Raw genomic sequence first — 22,540 nt, 5'->3', positions numbered from 1 at the left:
GAGACCCTCTGTCCGAGCTGGTGATACCCGGGCTGTTTGCGGCGTACGCAGGGCGGAGACAACACAATTGACGGACCGTTCGAAAGTCATCCGGTCCGCAACGGGGATTCCAACCACAAGGCCCGGAAGGCTATTCGGACATGACGCTCGCGCAGCCCGAACAAGGGGGGCTGCTGCCCGAGCGGACAGCACCGCTGCGCGGCGGACTGGCCACCACTGCCTGCATGGAGACGCTTCAAGTGGGCTATCTCCACGCGGTCGCGGCCGCGGCGGGCTGCTCGCTCGCGCAGCCTTTTCCCGACAACGGAATCGACTGGCACGTCAGCCACAGTGCGCCGGGCCATGCGGTGGACGACGAAGTGACCATCAAGGTGCAGCTCAAATGCACCTATCAAATAGCGCCGCACCCGCCCGGGCCGTCGTTCTCCTTCACCCTCGACAACGAGCACTTGGTGAAGCTCGCCAGAACTCCGGTATCGGTGCACAAGATCCTTGTCGTGATGCTGGTGCCGCGCAGTCCCGAGGAATGGCTGCGCGCGTCCCACGACCGCCTCGAACTCCGGCACTGCTGCTACTGGATCAATCTGGCCGGGCACAGGGTGACCGGCCGGCGCAGGACCACGGTGCGGATCCCGACGACGCGGATCTTCGACGACCGAGCCCTCTGCGAGATCATGACCCGGGTCGGGACGGGAGGGAGACCGTGATGCACCGGCCGTTCGACGAATCCCTACGCCCCCACCTCAGCGAATCCGGCGAAACCTCCTCCGGGGGCGGCGGCCTGGCCCCCGAGCGGGTCGATCCCGCAGTGCTCGGCGCCCTGCTGAGCCGTCACGGCTGGCGCCGGCGCGGAGGCGAGGCAGGCCGTTACGCACGCTGGACGCCGCCCGGGCCCGCCGCGGCAGGCACCAGCCTGCTGGTGCCGGAGAGCCGCGCCTTCCCCGACAGCGGGGACCTGATCGCCGAGGCCCTCATGGCGCTGGCCCGGAGCGCCGACCCGTCCGCCCGCGACGTCCTCATGGGGCTGGCCGTGCCGAGCGACGAGATCCGGTGGTGGCGGGACGTGCCGCTGTCCGGCAGCGCAGGCGGGGCTTGGCCCGCACAGGAGCAGCTCCGGTCGGGGGCCCGGGCGATGCTGATCGCCGGAGCACTCGCCGCGCGCGGACGGGCCGGCTATCACGGCGCCCGGCACCGGCGGCATGCGGAGGCGGCCCTGGAGCACGTGCGCGTGGGACCGGAGCCGGGCGACGGCCGGCAGCTCACCGTGTTCGTACCGGTCGGGACCGGCCGCGCCGCGGTCACGAGCCTGCTGCGCGGCCTGCACGCCGCCCGTGACGCGGCCGACTACCAGCGCGCCACCGGTGGCATGGAGGCCTTCGACGCCGCCGTCGAACTCGGTGTGAGCCAGGAGCTGACCGAGGCGGTGGTGGCGCTGGTCCGCGGCTCGGAAGGGATCCGGCTGGCTCTGGAGTGGGCACCCGCGGCCGGTGCGCCGGAGGGGTTCGCGGACACCCCGGAGCCGGTGGAGTTCTCGCCCGGCGATCTGCCGGCCCTGCGCGAGGCGGGCGCGCGGTACGTACGGGAGGAGCCGTCCGTGCCGGTACGGATCACGGGCGCGGTGGTGCGCATGCGGCGCTCGGCGCCCACGGGGCCCGGGAGCGTACGGCTGCGGGTGCTCGCCGGGGCGGATGTGCCGCAGGTGCGGGTGGCGCTCGACGAGGACGCGTACCGCATCGCCGGGCACGCGCATCTGGTCGGCCTGCCGGTGCGGGTGAGCGGCCGGCTGGAGAGCCGGGGCGGGTTCCGCCGGCTCACGGGCGCCGAGGGGGTGATGCCGGTGCAGGTGGACGAGGCGGAGCGGGACCGGTTGCTCAAGTCGCTCCACGAGAACCTGGATTACTTCGAGGACGCCTGTGGCGGGGACGAGTAGAACGATGCGGAGAAGGGGCCGTGCTTTAGAAGATCCCGGACTTCCGGTGCCGGTAGAGGTCGCGCAGCAGCGCCAGTTCAGATCCGTGGTGGATCATCTCCCGGTTGATGTGCAGCACGAGCGCTGTCATGGTCCGCTCCGCGTACGGTCCTTCGGCCGGTCCGCAGGCCCGCTCGAGGCCCTCCTCGCCGAGGCCGCGCACGCCGGCCGTCCACGCGGCGTATCCCTCGTCGAGCCGGATCAGGGCCTCCTCCGCCGTACCCGGGTAGGGGTAGGACTCGTACGAGACGGGTGGGCCGCCGAAGTGCGAGGCGACGCGTGCCCCGAGGACCCCGACGAGGATGTGGCCGAGGCGCCAGGAGATCGTGGTCACCGGCGACGGGTCGGGCTCGGGGACGGCGAAGTCGATCGTGTACGCGCCGGAGCCGGCGGCGATGGGGGCGGTGGATTCACCCCTGGGGCGAACGTTCCAGCAGCCGGGCACCGGCTCCCAGAAGTACTCGTCGTCGGACAGCCCTTCCAGGCGCGGGCGCAGCTGGTTCCGCCAGTGCCATTCGAGCTGATCGACCAGTTCGTTGTTCCAGTCGTTGGCCATACCGGTCACGGTAGGCGGAGGGCAGCGCTTTCGCGTCGCCCCCGCACGGCTCGGTACGATTCAGGCGCGCAGTGTCCGCTGCGGCAAGCACCCACAGTCAGGAGAGTCCGGTGTCAGACGTCCGTGTGATCATCCAACGCGATTCCGAGCGGGAAGAGCGCGTGGTGACCACGGGCACGACGGCGGCGGAGATCCTCGGTGGCGACCGCAGCATCGTCGCGGCCCGCGTCGCGCCCGCCGGTGGGGTCGCGGCCCTGAAGGACCTCGCCCACGAGGTGGCCGACGGCGATGTCGTCGAGCCGGTCCTGATCTCCTCCGACGACGGTCTGAACATCCTGCGCCACTCCGCGGCGCATGTGATGGCGCAGGCGGTGCAGGAGCTGTTCCCGGAGGCCAAGCTCGGCATCGGCCCGCCCGTCAAGGACGGCTTCTACTACGACTTCGACGTCGAGACCCCGTTCCAGCCGGACGACCTCAAGCGCATCGAGAAGAAGATGCAGGAGATCGTCAAGCGCGGCCAGCGCTTCTCGCGCCGCGCGGTCTCCGACGAGGACGCCCGCGAGGAGCTGTCCGGGGAGCCGTACAAGCTGGAGTTGATCGGCCTCAAGGGCTCGGCCGCGGACGCCGCCGAGGGCGCGTCCGCCGAGGTCGGCGCCGGCGAGCTGACGATCTACGACAACCTCGACGCCAAGTCCGGCGAGCTGTGCTGGAAGGACCTGTGCCGCGGTCCGCACCTGCCGACCACCCGCGTCATCCCCGCCTTCAAGCTGATGCGCTCGGCCGCCGCGTACTGGCGCGGAAGCGAGAAGAACAAGCAGCTCCAGCGCATCTACGGCACCGCCTGGCCGTCGAAGGACGAACTCAAGGCGTATCTGGACTTCCTCGCCGAGGCCGAGAAGCGCGACCACCGCAAACTCGGCTCCGAGCTGGACCTGTTCTCCATCCCGGAGGACATCGGTTCGGGCCTGGCCGTCTTCCACCCCAAGGGCGGCATCATCCGCCGGGTCATGGAGGACTACTCGCGCAAGCGGCACGAGGAGGCGGACTACGAGTTCGTCTACACCCCGCACGCGACCAAGGGGAAGCTGTTCGAGAAGTCGGGCCACCTGGACTGGTACGCCGAGGGCATGTACCCCCCCATGCAGCTCGACGAGGGCGTGGACTACTACCTCAAGCCCATGAACTGCCCCATGCACAACCTGATCTTCGACGCGCGGGGCCGCTCGTACCGTGAACTGCCGCTGCGGCTCTTCGAGTTCGGGACCGTCTACCGCTACGAGAAGTCGGGCGTCGTGCACGGCCTCACCCGCGCCCGCGGCTTCACCCAGGACGACGCGCACATCTACTGCACGCGCGAGCAGATGGCCGACGAACTGGACTCGCTGCTCACGTTCGTGCTGAACCTGCTGCGCGACTACGGCCTGGAGGACTTCTACCTGGAGCTGTCCACCAAGGACCCGGAGAAGTTCATCGGCTCGGACGAGAACTGGGAGCAGGCCACCGAGGCGCTGCGCGAGGCCGCCGAGAAGCAGGGCCTGGACCTGGTCATGGACCCGGGGGGCGCGGCGTTCTACGGCCCGAAGATCTCGGTGCAGACCAAGGACGCCATCGGCAGGACCTGGCAGATGTCGACGATCCAGGTCGACTTCAACCTGCCCGACCGCTTCGACCTCACCTACACCGCGGCCGACGGATCCCGGCAGCGCCCGGTCATGATCCACCGCGCGTTGTTCGGCTCGATCGAGCGGTTCTTCGCGGTGCTGCTGGAGCACTACGCGGGCGCGTTCCCGGCGTGGCTCGCCCCGGTTCAGGCGGTCGGCATCCCGATCGGCGACGACCATGTGCCGTATCTGCGCGAGGTCGCCACCAAGCTCAAGGCGCACGGCATCCGGGTCGAGGTGGACGCCTCGGCGGACCGGATGCAGAAGAAGATCCGTAACGCGCAGAAGTCCAAGGTGCCGTTCATGCTCATCGCGGGTGACGACGACGTGTCCAAGGGCGCGGTCTCCTTCCGCTACCGCAACGGTGAGCAGAAGAACGGCGTTCCGGTGGACGACGCCGTCGCCGAGATCCTCGGGGCGATCCAGGACCGCGTACAGGTCTGACGCACCCCGCAGCGGGTCCGGGCCGTACCTCGGTCAGGTCCGTCGCACATCACGGTCAGGTCCGTTGAACACCGGGGACAGGTGTGGCGCACGCCGCACGAGGCCCCTGGAGCATCAGCGCTCCGGGGGCCTCCTCTCGTTCGGGCGGGCGAAGGACTGCAGCAGCCAGGAGGAGAACGACCCGGTCACCGCGCCCAGCAGGGCAAGCCCGCAGGCCATCAGCAGCACAGCGATCGTCCTGCCTTGCGGTGTCACCGGCACCGCATCGCCGTAGCCCGTCGTGGTCAGCGTCGAGCAGGCCCACCAGACCGCGTCGCCGAAGGTACGGATCGAGGCACCGGGCGCACCGCGCTCGGCCTGGTAGACGGCCAGGGACGAGGCGAAGCCCAGCAGCAGCGCGGTCATGCTCGCGTAGGTGATCACCCGCGCGTAGAGGCTGAGCACGGGCTCCTCGTGGCGCTCCTTCATCACGTTGTACACCTGCACCATGCGCAACGGCCGCAGCAGCGGCAGCACCACGATCACGGCGTCCAGCGGGTGCGTGGGCACGAACCGGAGACCTCGGCCGCTCAGCAGCAGCCGCACCCCGTAGTCGATGACGAAGGTGGCCCACGCCGCCCCGGTCACCACCAGCCAGAACTTGTCCCAGAACGGGGAGAGGCCCGAGTCGAGCACCCGCACCGCGTACGAGGTCAGGAACAGGAGTGAGATGACGAAGAGCGGAAGAGTGGTGCGCCGCTCCCAGCTCCGCAGCCGGCTGTCGTCGTTCATCGGCTCAGCATCGCGGGCGGCATGTGGGCGGCCGCCCCGGCGACACGCTGCGAACGGGCGAAGTCATATGCTGCACAGCATGACGAGTGAGCCGGAACAGCAGATCGGAGTCGGGACGCCGGATGCGTTCCAACGGATGTGGACGCCGCACCGCATGGCCTACATCCAGGGGGAGAACAAGCCGAGCGGCCCCGGTGCCGGGGACGGCTGCCCTTTCTGCACCATCCCGGAGAAGTCGGACGAGGATGGGCTCGTCATCGCCCGCGGCGAACACGTCTACGCGGTGCTCAACCTGTACCCGTACAACGGCGGCCACCTGATGGTGGTCCCCTTCCGGCACATCGCCGACTACACGGATCTGGACCTGCCCGAGACCGCGGAGCTGGCCGAGTTCACCAAGCGGGCGATGACCGCACTGCGCAGCGCCTCCGGGGCACACGGCTTCAACATCGGCATGAACCAGGGCACGGTCGCGGGTGCGGGCATCGCCGCTCACCTCCACCAGCACGTGGTGCCGCGGTGGGGCGGCGACACCAACTTCATGCCGGTCGTCGGCCACACGAAGGTGCTTCCGCAGCTCCTTGCCGACACCCGCCGGATCATCGCCGAGGCCTGGCCGGTCCCGGACTGAAGGCGTCGTACGCGAGTGGGGGGGGGGGGGGCCCCCCCCGGCCCCCCCCCCCCCCCCACTCGCGTAGCGCTTTCGGTGCCCCTACGCGTCGTCACGCGTCGTAGAGGTCGGCCTTCATCGGTGTCGCGCCCTGGACGTTGCCGCTGAGCATGGTCGAGCGGTTGCCGAACTGCTCGGTGTCCACGCCGTTCTCCTCCAGCACGCGGATCGCCGCGGTGTGCACCACGCGCAGAACCGGGGTGGCCGCGCGCAGGGCGTCGTCCGCCATGAAGCGGTGCCGCCACGGCTTGTCGGCCCAGGCGTGGCGCAGCCCGAACGGCTCCGGCAGCACGACCTTGCCCCCGAGGTAGTCGAGCACCGGCGGGAACCAGGTCAGAGGAGCGCGGGCGGCCAGCCGCACCACTTCCTTGGCGTCGACCAGGGGCAGGCCCACCTCCTTGGTCTCCCAGAACTTCACGGCCTTGGCGACCTCTTTGGTCTTCGCCGCCGGCTTGCTGGTGAACAGCGGATGCACCGGACCGAGTGCGTGCCCGGTCACCTCGATGCGCAGCGTCTGGTGCAGCACGGTCACGGTGACCAGCATCGTCATCACCAGCTGGCCGTCCCAGAGGACGAACTGCACGCCCAGGTAGTGGCGGTTACCGCTGCCGAACTGCTGCTCGTTGCAGATCCGTTGGACTTCGTGGCCCCGGATCTGGAAGGCGTCGGTGTCGGTGTTCTGCGGCCGGGCCACCTCGTCGGCGCCCTCGCCGATGGGAGAGACGATCCAGTGCGTGACCGTCGGCTTCGGGAAGCCGCCGGTGTGCAGAGGCCCCCGCTCCAGCATCCGCAACTGGTCGTGGACGGCCTTGATCACGTCCCAGCTCCGGAACGGGTTGATCTCCTTGTCCGGGTCCTTGGAGACCAGGTCCTCGGCCAGGTGCCAGCTTCCCCAGCGCGTGCCCATGCCGAGGATGCCCTTGGGGCCCGCGTAGAAGACGAGGTTGCTGCGCTCCTCGGCGGACAGCTTGGCCAGTCCCAGGCGCAGCCGCTCGGCGCTGGTCTCGTTGGGGTTCTGCGGTACGGCCTCGGGGATCTTCGCCCCTATCCCGCCCCCGGCGAGCATGCCGGCCCAGCAGTCGCGCAGCACCTTCGCCGTGCGCTCGGAGATCTGCTTCGCCCACATCCAGCCGATCACCGGGGCGACCACCATCGCGCGCAGATAGATGCCCCAGAAGCCGGTGAACGGCATCCGGACGAGGAACAGCACAGCCAGCACACCCATGGCGATGAGCACGACCGTACCCAGAGCGCCTGCTCCGCGGTTCTGCGATCCGGCGAGCGTGCGGCGGATCTGGAACGCTGCGAGCCACAGCAGCATGCCCGGCAGGAACAGCAGTCCGAAGACCACCATCACCACGGTCAGCCTGGCGTCGCGCTCCTTGCGGATGCGGTTGGCGGCCAGGCAGTGCTCGACCACGGCCTGCGGCTCGGTGCCGAAGGACTGGATGATCGGCTTGCGGGCACCGCCGAGCAGCCGCACCTGCACGGCGCGCGAGAACGCCTCACCGAGGTTCGGCTCGAACAGCGACAGCCGCGGTGCCTTCACCTGCGACTTGTGCCAGTCGTTGTTCGCGTTCAGCAGGGCGGCGACCGGACTGTCCCGGTACGCCGCCGAGGCCAGGGCGTTCGTCGCCGCCGTCTGTCCCGCGGCGCCCGTGAGCGGAACCTGCGCTCCGGGACTGAAGTCGAAACCGCCGTCTGCCACTACCGCCCCCAAGCCGCTGCGCTTCCGCTCAACGATCTTCCCGACTACAACGCCCGGCAACCATGCCTGTGTTCAGGACTCACCGTCGGACGTGCATCTCAGCGTATCGGCGGTATGCCGCCCGCCGCACGGGAGTTGGGCGGGCGGCATTTCGGCCGGGTGCTGGATCCGGCCTCTTCTACGTGCCGGATCCGGCCTCCTCGCGGATCTTCGTGGCGAGCTGCGGCGGCATCGGCTCGTGCCGGCTGTACGACCGGCTGAACCGGCCCGTGCCGTGCGAGAGGGACCGCAGGTCGACGGCGTACCGGCCGATCTCGATCTCCGGCACCTCGGCTCGCACGAGTGTGCGCCCGCCCGGGGTCTGTTCGGTGCCCACGACCCGGCCCCGGCGCCCGGACAGATCGCTCATGATCGACCCCACGTACTCGTCCGAAACCAGCACCTGGACTTCCGAATACGGCTCCAGGAGGTGCATCCGGCACTGGGACGCGGCCTCGCGCAACGCGAGCGCGCCCGCCGTCTGGAAAGCGGCGTCGGAGGAGTCCACCGAGTGCGCCTTGCCGTCGAGCAGGGTCACGCGTACGTCGACGAGCTGGTATCCGGCGGCGACACCGCGCGCGGCCTGCGCCCGTACGCCCTTCTCGACCGACGGGATGAACTGGCGCGGCACGGCACCGCCGACGACCTTGTCGACGAACTCGATGCCGGACCCCTCGGGCAGCGGTTCGACCTCGATCTCGCAGATCGCGAACTGCCCGTGCCCGCCGGACTGTTTGACGTGCCGCCCGCGTGCGGCGGCCTTGTCGCCGAACGTCTCGCGCAGCGACACCTTGTGCGGCACGGCGTCGACCTGGACGCCGTACCGGCTCCGCAGCCGTTCGAGCACCACATCCATATGGGCCTCGCCCAGGCACCACAGCACCACCTGATGCGTATCCGGATTCTGCTCCAGGCGCATCGTCGGATCCTCGGCGACCAGACGGGACAGACCGACGGAGAGCTTGTCCTCGTCCGCCTTGCTGTGCGCCTCGATAGCCACCGGGAGGAGCGGGTCGGGCATCACCCACGGCTCCATCAGGAGCGGGTCGTTCTTGGCGGACAGGGTGTCGCCGGTCTCGGCCCTGGTCAGCTTCGCCACGCACGCCAGATCGCCGGCGATGGCCTCGGACATGACCCGCTGCTGCTTGCCGAACGGTGCCGAGAGCGCGCCGATCTTCTCGTCCACGTCGTGGTCCTCATGGCCGCGGTCCTCCAGGCCGTGACCGGAGACGTGCACGGTGTCGTCGGGGCGCAGGGTGCCGGAGAAGACGCGTACCAGACTGATCCGGCCGACGTACGGGTCGGAGGCGGTCTTGACCACCTCCGCGGCGAGCGGCCCCGCGGGGTCGCAGGCCAGCGCGGGGCGCGGGACGCCCTGCGGGGTGGTGACCGCGGGGGCCTCGCGCTCCAGCGGGGTCGGGAAGCCTCCGGTGATCAGTTCGAGCAGCTCGACGGTGCCGATGCCCTGCTTGCTGCCCTCGGAGGCGGGGGCGGCGGCCAGGACCGGGTGGAAGGTGCCGCGGGCCACAGCGCGCTCCAGGTCCTCGACCAGCGTCTTGACGTCCACCTCCTCGCCGCCGAGGTAGCGGTCCATGAGGGTCTCGTCCTCGCTCTCGGCGATGATCCCCTCGATGAGACGGTTACGGGCCTCCTCGATCAGCGGCAGATGCTCGTCGTCGGGTGCCCGGTCGACCCGCTCGCCCGCGGAGTAGTCGAGGACGCGCTGGGAGAGCAGTCCGATGAGGCCGGCGACCGGAGCGTGCCCGTCCGCGCCCTCCTCGCCGTGCAGCGGCAGATACAGCGGCAGGACGGCGTCCGGGTCGTCGCCCCCGAAGACCCTCTGGCACACCGCCGTCATCTCCTCGAAGTCGGCGCGGGCCGACTCCAGGTGCGTCACGACGATCGCCCGCGGCATGCCGACCGCGGCGCACTCCTCCCACACCATGCGTGTCGACCCGTCCACGCCGTCCGCCGCCGAGACGACGAAGAGGGCCGCGTCCGCTGCTCGCAGACCGGCCCTCAACTCTCCGACGAAGTCGGCGTATCCGGGTGTGTCCAGAAGATTGATTTTGAGCCCGCCCCATTCCACCGGAACGAGGGAGAGCTGTACGGATCGCTGCTGGCGGTGCTCGATCTCGTCGTAGTCCGAAAGACTGTTCCCGTCCTCGACCCGGCCCGCCCGGTTCACCGCGCCCGCTGCGAGGGCGAGGGCTTCGACCAGTGTGGTCTTTCCCGATCCGCTGTGGCCGACCAGCACCACATTCCGCAGTGAAGAGGGCTGGCCGGCCGATACTGCCCTGCCGGCGGCCCCGGGGTGTGTGTTCGTCCTGTCGCCCATGTGCCTCGCCTCCCGGTCTGCACCTGTTGCGTTCTTTCGAGCTTTCCACCGCTGTCAGGCCGCGTCCATACGGCAGGCCGCGGGCGCGCGCCGGGTGCGCTCGCCCCGGGCAACCGCCCGCTGGCTACGATGGGGCGGCGCCGGCGGCCGCACGGGCCGCGCGGCCACCACCGACCCTCGGGAAGGCCATGCTGAACAAGTACGCGCGTGCGTTCTTCACGCGTGTTCTCACACCGTTCGCCTCACTCCTGCTGCGCCTCGGCGTCAGCCCCGACGCGGTCACCCTCACCGGCACCGCGGGCGTGGTGGCGGGGGCGCTGGTCTTCTATCCGCAGGGTGAGCTGTTCTGGGGCACCGTGGTAATCACCCTGTTCGTCTTCTCGGACCTGGTGGACGGGAACATGGCCCGGCAACTGGGCAGGTCGAGCCGGTGGGGAGCCTTTCTGGACTCCACCCTCGACCGCGTCGCGGACGCGGCGATCTTCGCCGGCTTCGCGCTCTGGTACGCGGGCGGCGGCGACAGCATCACGCTGTGCGCGGTCGCGATCTTCTGTCTGGCCAGCGGGCAGGTCGTCTCGTACACCAAGGCGCGCGGCGAGAGCATCGGGCTGCCCGTGAATGTGAACGGGCTGGTGGAGCGGGCCGAGCGGCTGGTGATCTCGCTGGTCGCCGCCGGCCTCGCCGGGTTCGAGACGTTCGGCGTGCCGCACATCCGGATCCTGCTGCCGATCGCGCTCTGGGTCGTGGCCGTGGGCAGCCTGGTGACACTGGGGCAGCGAATGGTCACCGTACGGCGTGAGGCCGCGGAGGCGGACGCGAGTGCGGCTCCGGCGCAGGGGAGCGAGGCATGATGTCCGGGATCGCGCACCGGCTGACCGACGGGCTGTACGGCCTGGGCTGGGGCACGGTCAGGCTTCTGCCCGAGCCCGTCGCCGTACGGCTGGGGCAGCAGATCGCCGACGCGGCCTGGAGGCGGCGCGGGAAGAGCGTGCTGCGCCTGGAGGCCAACCTCGCCCGTGTCGTGCCCGAGGCGGGCCCGGAGCGGCTCGCGGAGCTGTCCCGCGCGGGTATGCGCTCGTACCTGCGGTACTGGATGGAGTCCTTCCGCCTTCCGGCCTGGAGCAACGCCCGCATCGCGAGCAGCTTCGAGGTCAAGGACGTGCACCTGCTGGAGGAGGGCCTGGCCGCGGGCAAGGGCGTGATACTAGCCCTGCCCCACCTGGCGAACTGGGACCTGGCCGGCGCCTGGGTCACCACCCGGCTCGGCGTGCCCTTCACCACCGTCGCCGAGCGGCTGAAGCCGGAGACGCTCTACGACCGGTTCGTCGCCTACCGCGAGGGGCTGGGCATGGAGGTCCTCCCGCACACCGGTGGCAGCGCCTTCGGCACCCTGGCCCGGCGGCTGCGCGCGGGCGGCCTGGTCTGCCTGGTCGCCGACCGCGACCTGTCGGCGTCCGGCGTGGAGGTGTCGTTCTTCGGGGACACGGCGCGGATGCCCGCGGGGCCCGCGATACTCGCTCAGCAGACCGGTGCGCTGCTGCTCCCGGTCACCCTCCGGTACGACGACCCGCCGCTCATGCGGGGCCGGATCCACCCGGCGATCGAGGTCCCGGCGACGGGCACCCGGACCGAGAAGACCTCCGTGATGACCCAGGCGCTGGCCGATGCCTTCGCCACGGGGATCGCCGAGTATCCGCAGGACTGGCACATGCTGCAGCGGCTGTGGCTGAAGGACCTCGACCCCCGGGAACCGGGCGGCGAGGCCACGGGCGCGGACACCTCCGCCCGCCCGGACTCGTCCAGCGGGCAGGGCGCCGCAACGGGCCCGGAGACCGCCACAGCCCCGGACAGCCCCATCGGCCCGGAGACCGCCACAGGCCCGGACACCCACATCGGCCCGGACACCCGCATCGGCCCGGACACCGGCTCACGGGACGACAGCTCCGGAACGGAGAAGCCTTGAGGATCGGCATCGTCTGCCCGTACTCCTGGGATGTGCCGGGCGGCGTCCAGTTCCACATCAGGGACCTGGCCGAGCACTTGATCCGCCGCGGCCACGAGGTCTCCGTCCTCGCCCCGGCGGACGACGAGACACCGCTGCCGCCGTACGTCGTCTCGGCCGGCCGCGCGGTCCCGGTGCCGTACAACGGCTCGGTGGCCCGCCTCAACTTCGGCTTCCTGTCGGCCGCGCGGGTCCGCCGCTGGCTGCACGAGGGCGACTTCGACGTCCTGCACATCCACGAGCCCACCTCGCCGTCGCTCGGACTGCTGTCGTGCTGGGCCGCGCAAGGCCCGATCGTGGCCACGTTCCACACGTCCAACCCGCGCTCGCGGGCGATGGTGGCCGCGTACGCGATCTTGCAGGCGGCCCTGGAGAAGATCAGCGCCCGGATCGCGGTGAGCGAGTACGCGCGCCGCACCCTCGTCGAACATCTCGGCGGCGACGCGGTCGTCATCCCGAACGGCGTGGATGTCGGCTTCTTCGCCGACGCCGAACCCAAACCGGAGTGGCAGGGCGGCACCATCGGCTTCATCGGCCGGATCGACGAGCCGCGCAAGGGCCTGCCGGTGCTGATGAAGGCGCTGCCGCGGATCATCGAGGAGCGGCCGGAGACCAGGCTTCTCGTCGCCGGGCGCGGCGACGAGAAGGAAGCGGTAGCCGGGCTGCCCGCCGCGGTGCGGGAGCGGGTGGAGTTCCTCGGCATGGTCAGCGACGAGGACAAGGCGCGCCTGCTGCGCAGCGTGGACGTGTACGTGGCCCCCAACACCGGCGGCGAGTCCTTCGGCATCATCCTCGTCGAGGCGATGTCGGCGGGAGCTCCCGTTCTCGCCAGCGACCTGGACGCGTTCGCACAGGTCCTGGACAGGGGAGAGGCGGGCGAACTGTTCGCCGTCGCGGACTCCGACGCGCTGGCGACGGCGGCGGTACGGCTGCTGGGCGACACGAAGCGCCGGGAGGAGCTGCGCGACCGCGGCAGCCGTCACGTACGGCGCTTCGACTGGGCGACGGTGGGCGCGGACATCCTCGCGGTCTACGAGACGGTCGCGGACGGCGCGGCGTCGGTCGCCGCGGACGACCGCACGAGCGGCCTGCGCGCCCGCTTCGGCCTGGCCCGGGACTGACGTTCGCCCGGCCCGGCCCGCGGCAGGCCACGTTGCTCGACCGAAGCAGGCGTCAAGGCGGGCGAGCTCACCGCGGGTGCCGGTGGACGGCCCGAACCGTTCGGTATCCGCGGGGACTTCGGCCGGTCACCGGCCGTTGCTGCGGGCACGCCCCTGGGGGAACCGGCTACGGCTCCGATGCCCATGTGGGTGCCGTATGCCCGCGCGGCCATCCTGGGAAGGCCCGAGCCGATCCGGATCCCCGGGGAACTCGGCCGGTCACCGGCCGTGGCTGCGGGGCCGCTCCGGGGCCCGCCCCCGATGCCCGGCTTCACGCCGTACGCCGACGCAGTCTTCCCGTGTGACGCTGCACGACGGTTCGGGTTCGGGGCACATCGGCCGTTCGCCGGGCGCTGTGAACTGTGGCGGCCGCGGGGCCACTTGGGGTGTCGGTCGTGTCGGGCCGGTCGGTGCGCGGTGCGTCCCGCCCCGTGGCCCGCGCGTCCACGGCGGTGAAGTCCGGGGGCCCCGAACCGGCCCTGCCCTGGGGGCGGTTCGGGACGCCGTGGAGCCAACTCGGCGTGCCGCGACGTCACTGCGGTCGCCATGGCGCCCACGCTCCGCGCCATGACGCGTCCATCCGTCACGGCGGACAACGGCGCGCCGGCCCACCCTCAAGAGGTTCCGCCGCCGCGGTGGGTACGGGCCTGCCGCCCACGCGGGAGCCCGTACCCGCTCCTACAGACGCCCCGTGGAGATTCGCCGTGCCGGGAAAGGATTTCCGGCCGGTAGCCTTGCCGCCCGTGACCTCGACTTGGATCTGGATCGCGGTGGCGCTCGTCGCGATCGCGCTGTACCTGAGCTGGACCGCAGGACGGCTCGATCGGCTGCACGCACGCATCGACGCAACCCGCGCCGCGCTCGACGCGCAGCTGCTGCGCCGCGCTTCCGTCGCCCAGGAGGTGGCCACGTCGGGCGTGCTCGATCCGGCCGCCTCCATCGTGCTGTACCAGGCCGCTCACGCCGCCCGCCAGGCCGAGGAGGAACAGCGCGAGGTGACCGAGAGCGAGCTCAGCCAGGCTCTGCGCGCCGTGTTCTCCGAGGCCGCGCAGGTCGATGCCGTACGCGATGCCCCGGGCGGCGAGGAGGCGGTCGGCGAACTGGCCGCCGCGGTGCGCCGGGTCCCGATGGCGCGGCGCTTCCACAACGACGCCGTACGCGCCGCGCGCGCTCTGCGGCGGCACCGCAAGGTGCGCTGGTTCCGGCTCGCGGGGCACGCGCCGTTCCCGCTGGCCTTCGAGATGGACGACGAGCCGCCCGCCGTCCTCGCCGCCCTCGCCCGGCCCTGAATCGCGCGAGCCGGAGCGGGGATGGCTGCGCCGCGCAGGCCAGGGCCTCGGTGAGGCCTGAACGCCCGCGTTCGCGGAATCTCCGGCTCCGGGACACCCGGCCCCGACCGGGCCACCGGCGAATGATTGGCCCTTGTCCGGAGACGGCCGCGCGCGGTTTGGTCTTCTCCGTAGCAGTCAGGCAGTCCTCCCGAACCGGATGCGGGTCCGGGACGGACATCGAACGGGCCTACGATGGGCTCATCGCACATTCGTCATCGAGTGAGGTCAAACCGTGTCCAGCACGCTCCCCAGCACGTCTGCCAACGCTTCCTCCGGGAACCCCGAGATCGGCACCGCGCGCGTCAAGCGCGGTATGGCCGAGCAGCTCAAGGGCGGCGTGATCATGGACGTCGTCACGCCGGAGCAGGCGAAGATCGCCGAGGACGCCGGCGCGGTCGCGGTCATGGCCCTGGAGCGCGTGCCCGCCGACATCCGCAAGGACGGCGGCGTGGCCCGTATGTCCGACCCGGACATGATCGACGGCATCATCAGCGCCGTGTCCATCCCGGTGATGGCCAAGTCCCGTATCGGCCACTTCGTCGAGGCGCAGATCCTCCAGGCCCTCGGCGTGGACTACATCGACGAGTCGGAGGTCCTCACCCCGGCCGACGAGGTCAACCACAGCGACAAGTTCGCCTTCACGACCCCCTTCGTCTGCGGTGCGACCAACCTGGGCGAGGCCCTGCGCCGGATCGCCGAGGGCGCGGCCATGATCCGCTCCAAGGGCGAGGCCGGTACGGGCAACGTGGTCGAGGCCGTGCGCCACCTCCGCCAGATCAAGAACGAGATCGGCAGGCTGCGCGCCTTCGACAACAACGAGCTGTACGCCGCCGCCAAGGAGTTGCGCGCCCCGTACGAGCTGGTCAAGGAGGTCGCGGAGCTCGGCAAGCTGCCCGTCGTGCTGTTCTCCGCCGGTGGTGTCGCAACCCCGGCCGACGCCGCGCTGATGCGCCAGCTCGGGGCCGAGGGCGTCTTCGTCGGCTCCGGCATCTTCAAGTCCGGCGACCCGGCCAAGCGCGCCGCCGCCATCGTCAAGGCGACCACCTTCTACGACGACCCCAAGATCATCGCGGACGCGTCCCGCGGCCTGGGCGAGGCCATGGTCGGCATCAACTGCGACACCCTCCCCGAGACCGAGCGGTACGCCAACCGCGGCTGGTGACAGGGAACTTCGACGGGTGGGCGGTCGGCGGGGGACCGCGGGCCGCCCACCGGCCGTAGCGCTCCGGAATCGGGCCACAGCGCCGGGGAAACCCGGCCACAGGGCCCCGGAGTCCGGCTCGGGGTCCGGGATCCCGGCCCGTGCCGAAGCCCGAGTGAGTCACCCAAGAACCGCTGAACGCCCCACACATCGCTGAGAGGTCCCTCCCGTGTCCACCCCAGTCATCGGCGTCCTCGCCCTCCAGGGCGACGTCCGCGAGCATCTCGCCGCGCTCGCCGAGGCCGGCGCCGCTGCCCGCCCGGTCCGCCGGGCCGAGGAGCTCGCGGAGGTCGACGGCCTGGTGATCCCCGGGGGCGAGTCGACCACCATGTCCAAGCTGGCGGTCATCTTCGGCCTCCTGGAGCCGCTGCGCGAGCGCGTCCGCGGCGGCATGCCCACGTACGGCACCTGCGCCGGCATGATCATGCTGGCGGACAAGCTGCTGGACGCCCGGGACGACCAGGAGACCCTCGGCGGCATCGACATGATCGTGCGCCGCAACGCCTTCGGGCGCCAGAACGAGTCCTTCGAGGCCGCCGTGGACTTCACCGGCATCGAGGGCGGCCCGGTCGAGGGCGTGTTCATCCGCGCACCGTGGGTGGAGTCCGTCGGCGGCGATGTGGAGGTTTTGGCCACGCACGAGGACCACATCGTCGCCGTGCGTCAAGGGCATGTGATCGCCACGTCCTTCCATCCGGAGCTCACCGGCGACCACCGCGTTCACCGGTTGTTCGTGGATACGGTGCGCAACGGCGATTGAACGGATCCCGGTAGGATCACTGGGGTTGGTCCAGGAATCGGTGATGTGAAGGAGACAGGCGGATGTCCGGCCACTCTAAATGGGCTACGACGAAGCACAAGAAGGCCGTGATCGACGCCAAGCGCGGCAAGCTCTTCGCGAAGCTGATCAAGAACATCGAAGTGGCTGCCCGCATGGGCGGTGCCGACCCGGACGGCAACCCGACGCTCTACGACGCCATCCAGAAGGCGAAGAAGCAGTCGGTGCCCAACAAGAACATCGACTCCGCGCTCAAGCGCGGTGCCGGCCTGGAGGCCGGCGGCGCCGAGTACGAGACGATCATGTACGAGGGTTACGGCCCCAACGGTGTCGCGGTGCTCATCGAGTGCCTCACCGACAACCGCAACCGCGCCGCCTCCGACGTGCGCGTGGCCATGACCCGCAACGGCGGCTCGATGGCGGACCCGGGCTCGGTCTCGTACCTCTTCAACCGCAAGGGCGTCGTGATCGTCCCGAAGAACACGCTGGGCGAGGACGACGTCCTGGCCGCCGTTCTCGACGCCGGTGCCGAAGAGGTCAACGACCTCGGCGAGAGCTTCGAGGTCCTCAGCGAGGCCACCGACCTGGTCTCGGTGCGCTCGGCGCTCCAGGACGCGGGCATCGACTACGACTCGGCCGACGCCAACTTCGTTCCCACCATGCAGGTGGAGCTCGACGAGGACGGCGCCCGCAAGATCTTCAAGCTGATCGACGCGCTCGAGGACAGCGACGACGTGCAGAACGTGTTCGCCAACTTCGATGTCGCCGACGACATCATGGAGAAGGTCGAGGCCTGACACCGGGTCACCTACGGGGTCAACCGTCGTACGGCAGTGGGCCGGCGGGGCAACATGCCCGGCCGGCCCGCCGCCGTATTGCGGGAGTTGTCAGCGCGGGCCGATAGCCTGCGGAACGCAGGAACAGGTGCGCGACAGGCGAGGGGAGGGGCCGCGGTGCGGGTGCTCGGCGTGGACCCGGGGCTGACCCGGTGCGGCATCGGCGTGGTCGAGGGCGTGGCGGGCCGGCCGCTGACCATGCTCGGCGTCGGCGTCGTACGGACCCCGGCGGATGCGGACATCGGGCAGCGCCTGGTGGCGATCGAGCGCGGTGTGGAGCAGTGGCTGGAGGAGCACCGGCCCGAATACGTCGCCGTGGAGCGGGTGTTCAGCCAGCACAACGTCCGCACCGTTATGGGCACCGCCCAGGCCAGCGCCGTGGCGATGCTCTGCGCGTCGCGGCGCGGGCTCCCGGTCGCGCTGCACACCCCCAGCGAGGTGAAGGCCGCCGTCACCGGCACCGGCCGCGCCGACAAGGCGCAGGTGGGCGCGATGGTGACCAGACTGCTGCGGCTCGAAGCACCACCCCGGCCCGCCGACGCGGCGGACGCCCTCGCGCTCGCCATCTGCCACGTCTGGCGCAGCCCTGCACTGAACCGGCTCCAGCAGGCGCACGCCGCGGCGCGGCGCTCCGCGCCCTCCCGTATCCCGCCGACCCCGAAGGGCACCGTCCGATGATCGCCTTCGTCAGCGGCTCCGTCGCCGCGCTCGCCCCCGACACCGCGGTCGTCGAGGTCGGGGGTGTCGGCCTCGCGGTCCAGTGCACCCCGGACACGCTCTCCGGGCTCCGCCTGGGACAGCCCGCACGGCTCGCCACCTCTCTCGTCGTACGCGAGGACTCGCTCACGCTCTACGGCTTCGCGGACGACGACGAGAAGCAAACGTTCGAACTGCTCCAGACCGCCAGCGGAGTCGGCCCGCGGCTCGCGCAGGCCATGCTCGCCGTGCACTCCCCGGACGCCCTGCGGCGCGCGGTCGCCACGGGGGACGAGAAGGCGCTCACCGCGGTCCCCGGCATCGGCAAGAAGGGCGCCCAGAAGCTGCTTCTCGAATTGAAGGACCGGCTCGGTGCGCCGACCGGCGCCGTTCAGGCCGCCGCGCCTGCGGCGGGGGCGACGGGCTGGCGCGACCAGCTCCACACCGCCCTCGTCGGTCTGGGGTACGCCCCTCGCGAGGCGGACGACGCGGTCACCGCCGTGGCCCCGCAGGCGGAAGCCGCGGGCGGTCCGCCCCCGCCCGTCTCCCAGCTCCTCCGCGCGGCCCTGCAGACGCTGAACCGGGCGCGATGACGCGTGCTTGAGCCGGGCGCGGTGTTCCGCGTGCCGAACCACGGGCACACAGCCGACAACGACAGCCAAGGAGCGACGAGTTGAACTGGGAAGACGGCGAGGACCGCCTGGTGGGCCCCGCCGCCGAGGGCGAGGACCGCCTGGTGGCCCCCTCCGCCGACGGCGAGGACCAAGCGGTCGAGGCAGCCCTCCGCCCGAAGGACCTCGACGAGTTCATCGGCCAGGAGCGGGTGCGTGAGCAGCTGGATCTGGTGCTGCGCGCGGCGCGCGCACGCGGCGCGACCGCCGACCACGTCCTGCTCTCCGGTGCCCCCGGCCTCGGCAAGACCACGTTGTCCATGATCATCGCTGCCGAGATGGGCGCCCCGATCCGTATCACCTCGGGCCCGGCCATCCAGCACGCGGGAGATCTCGCCGCGATCCTCTCGTCCCTCACCGAGGGTGAGGTGCTCTTCCTCGACGAGATCCACCGGATGTCCCGGCCCGCCGAAGAGATGCTCTACATGGCGATGGAGGACTTCCGTGTCGACGTGATCGTCGGCAAAGGGCCCGGCGCCACCGCCATTCCGCTCGAACTCCCGCCCTTCACGCTGGTCGGCGCCACCACCCGGGCCGGTCTGCTGCCGCCTCCGCTGCGCGACCGGTTCGGCTTCACCGGGCACATGGAGTTCTACGAACCGGCAGAGCTGGAGCGGGTTCTCCACCGCTCCGCCCGGCTGCTGGAGGTCACCATCGGGCCCGAGGGTGCCGCCGAGATCGCCGGCCGATCCCGCGGCACCCCGCGCATCGCCAACCGCCTGCTCCGCCGGGTGCGCGACTACGCCCAGGTCAAGGCGGACGGTGTGGTGACCCGTGAGGTGGCGGCCGCGGCCCTGGGGGTGTACGAGGTCGACGCCCGCGGTCTGGACCGCCTGGACCGCGCCGTGCTCGGCGCCCTGCTCAAGCTGTTCAACGGCGGCCCGGTCGGCCTGTCCACGCTCTCGGTCGCGGTGGGTGAGGAGCGGGAGACCGTCGAGGAGGTCGCCGAGCCCTTCCTCGTACGGGAGGGGCTGCTGGCCCGCACTCCGCGCGGGCGGGTCGCGACCCCCGCGGCCTGGCAGCACCTGGGCCTCGTACCTCCGCAGCAGGGCGGTGGGGCGCCGGGGCAGCAGGGATTGTTCGGGGCGTGACCGCCCGGCTACGGCGCGGAGACTCGCCGCACGCGGAACCCGGGTGCCATGCTGAACGTTGTTCCTCTGGTGCGGACTCGCTTAGACTCCGCCGATGCCGTCTTTGTCGGATGGCGTGCCCACCCCCGAATACCAGGCCGCCCCAGCGCGGTCGTGCGAAGGAAACCTCGTCCCGTGAATAACGTCGGTCTCTTCCTCCCGTTTCTCGTGCTCATCGGGGCCATGTTCTTGATGACCCGGTCCGCGAAGAACAAGCAGCGTCAGGCCGCGAGCATGCGTGACCAGATGCAGCCCGGTACCGGCATCCGCACGATCGGTGGCATGTACGCCACGGTCAAGGAGGTCGGCGACGACACGGTTCTTCTCGAGGTCGCCCCCGGCGTCCACGCGATCTACGCGAAGAACTCCGTCGGCGCCGTTCTCGAGGACGCCGAGTACAACCGCATCATCCACGGCATCGATCCCGACGACGACCTCAAGGTCGACGGTCCTGTGAAGACCGACGGCCCGGTCGTCCCGGACGACGCCTCCTCGCTGATCTCCGACGAGGCCCCCGCCGCCTCGGCCGACGGCGACAAGCCGCGCATCGACCTCGACAAGTCCGACGAGGACGCCGAGGCCGGCACCGACGCGGCGGCAGGCACCAAGGGTGCCGCCGAGGCCAAGGACGGCAAGAAGGACGGCGACGCCGACGCGAAGTAGCCCGCCACCGGGACCGCGCCGCACAGCATGGGGTGCCGGGCGCGGTCCCAGGACGGTCAGGCAGCGGCGGGGCGCCGTCCCCCACACGACTTCGTGGCCGCCTCCGTACACCTGATGCGGGGGTGGTTGGACAGGGAGATACGAGAAGGTGGCAGCACCGAAGAAGGGCCGTAAGCCCTCCGGGGCCCAGGGCAGGCCGGGGCGTGCCCTGGCGCTGATTCTGATCGCCTTGGTGGCGCTCACCGGGGGGATGTTCATCTCCGGGCACACCAAGCCGCGACTGGGCATCGACCTCGCGGGCGGTACGAGCATCACGCTCACCGCCAAGAGCCAGCCCGGCGAGAAGAACGCGATCAACCCGACCAACATGAACACCGCGGTCGGGATCATCGAGCGCCGCGTCAATGGTCTGGGCGTCTCCGAGGCCGAGGTCCAGACGCAGGGCGATGAGAACATCGTCGTCAACATTCCGCGCGGGTCGAACGAGAAGCAGGCGCGAAAGCAGGTCGGTACCACTGCCCAGCTCTTCTTCCGCCCGGTTCTGACCGTCGCCCAGGGCACCAAGACCCCCGAGCCCAGCGCCAGCCCCAAGGCTCCGGACAAGGCCAAGGGCGGGGACCAGAAGAAGAGCGGCGAGCAGGCCAAGCCCCCGAACGAGCCCTCCTCCGGTCCCACCACCCAGGGCCGTGCCGTCACCGACGCACTGAAGGCCGATGACGCCCCGAAGGGCGACGCGGCCAAGGCGGCCCCCTCTCCCTCCGGAGAGCCCTCGCAGCCCCCGGCCCCGCAGCCGCAGCCCGGCGCCGCCATCCCGGCCGACCTGCAGAAGAAGCTGAACGCGCTGGACTGCTCCACGCCCCAGAAGCGCGCGCAGGCAGGCCTGGGCTCCAAGCCCGGCGTTCCCACCGTCGCGTGCGAGCAGGACGGCTCGGTGAAGTACGCGCTCGGCCCGGCGGACGTCGAGGGTGTCGACGTGGACGGCGCGAAGGCCCAGTTCGACCAGACCCGAGGCTCCGGCTGGGTCGTGACGCTGGACTTCAACGACAAGGGCGCCAAGAAGTTCGCCGACTCCACCGGCAAGCTCGCGGGCAAGCAGCAGCCGCAGAACCAGTTCGCGATCGTTCTGGACGGCGAGGTCGTCTCGGCGCCGGGTGTCGACAACGCGATCACGGGCGGCAACGCCGAGATCTCCGGCAGCTTCACCCAGCAGAGCGCCGAGGACCTGGCGAACGTCCTGTCCTACGGTGCGCTGCCGCTGACGTTCGAGACGTCCGCCGTCGACACGGTCTCCCCCGCGCTCGGCGACGAGCAACTCGAGGCCGGTCTGATCGCCGGTGCGATCGGTCTCGCCCTGGTCGTCCTCTACCTGGTGATCTACTACCGAGGCCTGTCGTTCGTCGCCATCCTCAGTCTGATGGTCTCCGCGGCCCTCACCTACACGATCATGACGCTGCTCGGTCCCGGTATCGGCTTCGCGCTGAACCTGCCGGCGGTGTGCGGTGCGATCGTGGCGATCGGTATCACCGCGGACTCGTTCATCGTGTACTTCGAGCGCATCCGTGACGAGATCCGCGAGGGCCGTACGCTCCGGCCCGCGGTCGAGCGCGGCTGGCCGCGCGCCCGGCGGACCATCCTGGTCTCCGACTTCGTGTCGTTCCTCGCCGCCGCCGTGCTCTTCATCGTCACGGTCGGCAAGGTGCAGGGCTTCGCGTTCACGCTCGGCCTCACCACCCTGCTCGACGTGGTCGTGGTCTTCCTCTTCACCAAGCCGCTGATGACGCTGCTGGCCCGCCGGAAGTTCTTCGCGAGCGGCAATCCCTGGTCCGGTCTGGACCCGAAGCGGCTCGGCGCCAAGCCCCCCTTGCGCCGCAGCCGTCGTACGCCCGGTGCTCCGACCGACCCCAAGGAGGCGTGAG

The 22,540-nt window shown here is 70.8% G+C and carries 20 protein-coding genes; 16 read left to right on the top strand and 4 right to left on the bottom strand.

What is annotated here, in order from left to right; all coding sequences use genetic code 11:
• The first annotated feature begins 140 nt into the window (after positions 1–140).
• Both ACGFNH_RS06915 and ACGFNH_RS06910 read left to right on the top strand, forming a co-directional pair.
• Positions 141–707, top strand: coding sequence for a DUF4365 domain-containing protein (locus ACGFNH_RS06915; RefSeq protein WP_393651975.1), 567 nt, complete (start codon positions 141–143; stop codon positions 705–707).
• Positions 704–1,930, top strand: a complete 1,227-nt coding sequence (locus ACGFNH_RS06910) for a hypothetical protein (protein WP_393651974.1) — start codon at positions 704–706, stop codon at positions 1,928–1,930. Before ACGFNH_RS06915 ends, ACGFNH_RS06910 begins: the two co-directional genes overlap by 4 nt.
• A gap of 25 nt (positions 1,931–1,955) precedes the next feature.
• Here ACGFNH_RS06910 and ACGFNH_RS06905 read toward each other — a convergent pair whose 3' ends face one another.
• On the bottom strand, positions 1,956–2,525 hold the full coding sequence (locus tag ACGFNH_RS06905; RefSeq protein WP_393651973.1) for a DinB family protein: 570 nt from the start codon (positions 2,523–2,525) through the stop codon (positions 1,956–1,958).
• Between the two features lie 110 nt (positions 2,526–2,635).
• Here ACGFNH_RS06905 and thrS point away from each other — a divergent pair, with 110 nt between their 5' ends.
• Positions 2,636–4,630 (top strand): threonine--tRNA ligase, encoded by a 1,995-nt coding sequence (gene thrS / locus ACGFNH_RS06900; protein WP_393651972.1) that lies wholly within the window; start codon positions 2,636–2,638, stop codon positions 4,628–4,630.
• A 114-nt stretch (positions 4,631–4,744) separates the two neighbouring features.
• Here the strand turns inward: thrS and ACGFNH_RS06895 are convergent, their stop codons facing one another.
• The gene (locus tag ACGFNH_RS06895; RefSeq protein ID WP_393651971.1) at positions 4,745–5,401 is read right to left on the bottom strand and encodes a potassium channel family protein; all 657 of its coding nucleotides are present in this window, start codon (positions 5,399–5,401) and stop codon (positions 4,745–4,747) included.
• A 67-nt stretch (positions 5,402–5,468) separates the two neighbouring features.
• On the opposite strand from ACGFNH_RS06895, the gene ACGFNH_RS06890 reads away from it, so the two are divergent.
• The gene (locus ACGFNH_RS06890; RefSeq protein WP_393651970.1) at positions 5,469–6,032 is read left to right on the top strand and encodes an HIT family protein; all 564 of its coding nucleotides are present in this window, start codon (positions 5,469–5,471) and stop codon (positions 6,030–6,032) included.
• 91 nt (positions 6,033–6,123) lie between these two features.
• Here ACGFNH_RS06890 and ACGFNH_RS06885 read toward each other — a convergent pair whose 3' ends face one another.
• Positions 6,124–7,779: a hypothetical protein gene (locus ACGFNH_RS06885; RefSeq protein WP_393651969.1), complete on the bottom strand. Its 1,656-nt coding sequence runs from the start codon at positions 7,777–7,779 to the stop codon at positions 6,124–6,126.
• Between the two features lie 178 nt (positions 7,780–7,957).
• The gene (locus tag ACGFNH_RS06880) at positions 7,958–10,156 is read right to left on the bottom strand and encodes an elongation factor G-like protein EF-G2 (protein WP_393651968.1); all 2,199 of its coding nucleotides are present in this window, start codon (positions 10,154–10,156) and stop codon (positions 7,958–7,960) included.
• Between the two features lie 188 nt (positions 10,157–10,344).
• On the opposite strand from ACGFNH_RS06880, the gene pgsA reads away from it, so the two are divergent.
• The 12 genes from pgsA to secD all read left to right on the top strand — a co-directional run bounded on the left by pgsA (position 10,345) and on the right by secD (position 22,539).
• On the top strand, positions 10,345–11,007 hold the full coding sequence (gene pgsA / locus ACGFNH_RS06875) for a phosphatidylinositol phosphate synthase (protein ID WP_393651967.1): 663 nt from the start codon (positions 10,345–10,347) through the stop codon (positions 11,005–11,007).
• Positions 11,007–12,119, top strand: a complete 1,113-nt coding sequence (locus tag ACGFNH_RS06870) for a phosphatidylinositol mannoside acyltransferase (RefSeq protein ID WP_393652236.1) — start codon at positions 11,007–11,009, stop codon at positions 12,117–12,119. The genes pgsA and ACGFNH_RS06870 overlap by 1 nt, the downstream gene beginning before the upstream one ends.
• A complete protein-coding gene (locus ACGFNH_RS06865; protein ID WP_393651966.1) occupies positions 12,116–13,279 on the top strand; it encodes a glycosyltransferase family 4 protein in 1,164 nt (387 codons plus the stop codon). Before ACGFNH_RS06870 ends, ACGFNH_RS06865 begins: the two co-directional genes overlap by 4 nt.
• Before the next feature lie 782 nt (positions 13,280–14,061).
• Positions 14,062–14,607 carry a hypothetical protein gene (locus tag ACGFNH_RS06860; RefSeq protein WP_393651965.1) on the top strand — a complete coding sequence of 182 codons (546 nt, stop codon included), beginning with the start codon at positions 14,062–14,064 and terminating at the stop codon, positions 14,605–14,607.
• Between the two features lie 274 nt (positions 14,608–14,881).
• Positions 14,882–15,811, top strand: a complete 930-nt coding sequence (gene pdxS / locus ACGFNH_RS06855; protein ID WP_393651964.1) for a pyridoxal 5'-phosphate synthase lyase subunit PdxS — start codon at positions 14,882–14,884, stop codon at positions 15,809–15,811.
• A gap of 208 nt (positions 15,812–16,019) precedes the next feature.
• A complete protein-coding gene (pdxT, locus tag ACGFNH_RS06850; protein ID WP_393651963.1) occupies positions 16,020–16,610 on the top strand; it encodes a pyridoxal 5'-phosphate synthase glutaminase subunit PdxT in 591 nt (196 codons plus the stop codon).
• Between the two features lie 62 nt (positions 16,611–16,672).
• Positions 16,673–17,425 carry a YebC/PmpR family DNA-binding transcriptional regulator gene (locus ACGFNH_RS06845; RefSeq protein ID WP_393651962.1) on the top strand — a complete coding sequence of 251 codons (753 nt, stop codon included), beginning with the start codon at positions 16,673–16,675 and terminating at the stop codon, positions 17,423–17,425.
• A 156-nt stretch (positions 17,426–17,581) separates the two neighbouring features.
• Positions 17,582–18,142: a crossover junction endodeoxyribonuclease RuvC gene (gene ruvC, locus ACGFNH_RS06840; protein ID WP_393651961.1), complete on the top strand. Its 561-nt coding sequence runs from the start codon at positions 17,582–17,584 to the stop codon at positions 18,140–18,142.
• Positions 18,139–18,753, top strand: a complete 615-nt coding sequence (gene ruvA, locus ACGFNH_RS06835) for a Holliday junction branch migration protein RuvA (RefSeq protein ID WP_393651960.1) — start codon at positions 18,139–18,141, stop codon at positions 18,751–18,753. Before ruvC ends, ruvA begins: the two co-directional genes overlap by 4 nt.
• 80 nt (positions 18,754–18,833) lie before the next feature.
• A complete protein-coding gene (gene ruvB / locus ACGFNH_RS06830) occupies positions 18,834–19,922 on the top strand; it encodes a Holliday junction branch migration DNA helicase RuvB (protein WP_393651959.1) in 1,089 nt (362 codons plus the stop codon).
• A 222-nt stretch (positions 19,923–20,144) separates the two neighbouring features.
• A complete protein-coding gene (gene yajC / locus ACGFNH_RS06825; protein WP_393652235.1) occupies positions 20,145–20,624 on the top strand; it encodes a preprotein translocase subunit YajC in 480 nt (159 codons plus the stop codon).
• Between the two features lie 148 nt (positions 20,625–20,772).
• Positions 20,773–22,539, top strand: a complete 1,767-nt coding sequence (secD, locus tag ACGFNH_RS06820) for a protein translocase subunit SecD (RefSeq protein WP_393651958.1) — start codon at positions 20,773–20,775, stop codon at positions 22,537–22,539.
• Position 22,540: the final 1 nt, after the last annotated feature.

The sequence above is a fragment of the Streptomyces sp. NPDC048639 genome, assembly GCF_043199075.1.
GTDB lineage: Bacteria > Actinomycetota > Actinomycetes > Streptomycetales > Streptomycetaceae > Streptomyces.
This window is presented reverse-complemented; position numbering and strand designations above follow the sequence as displayed.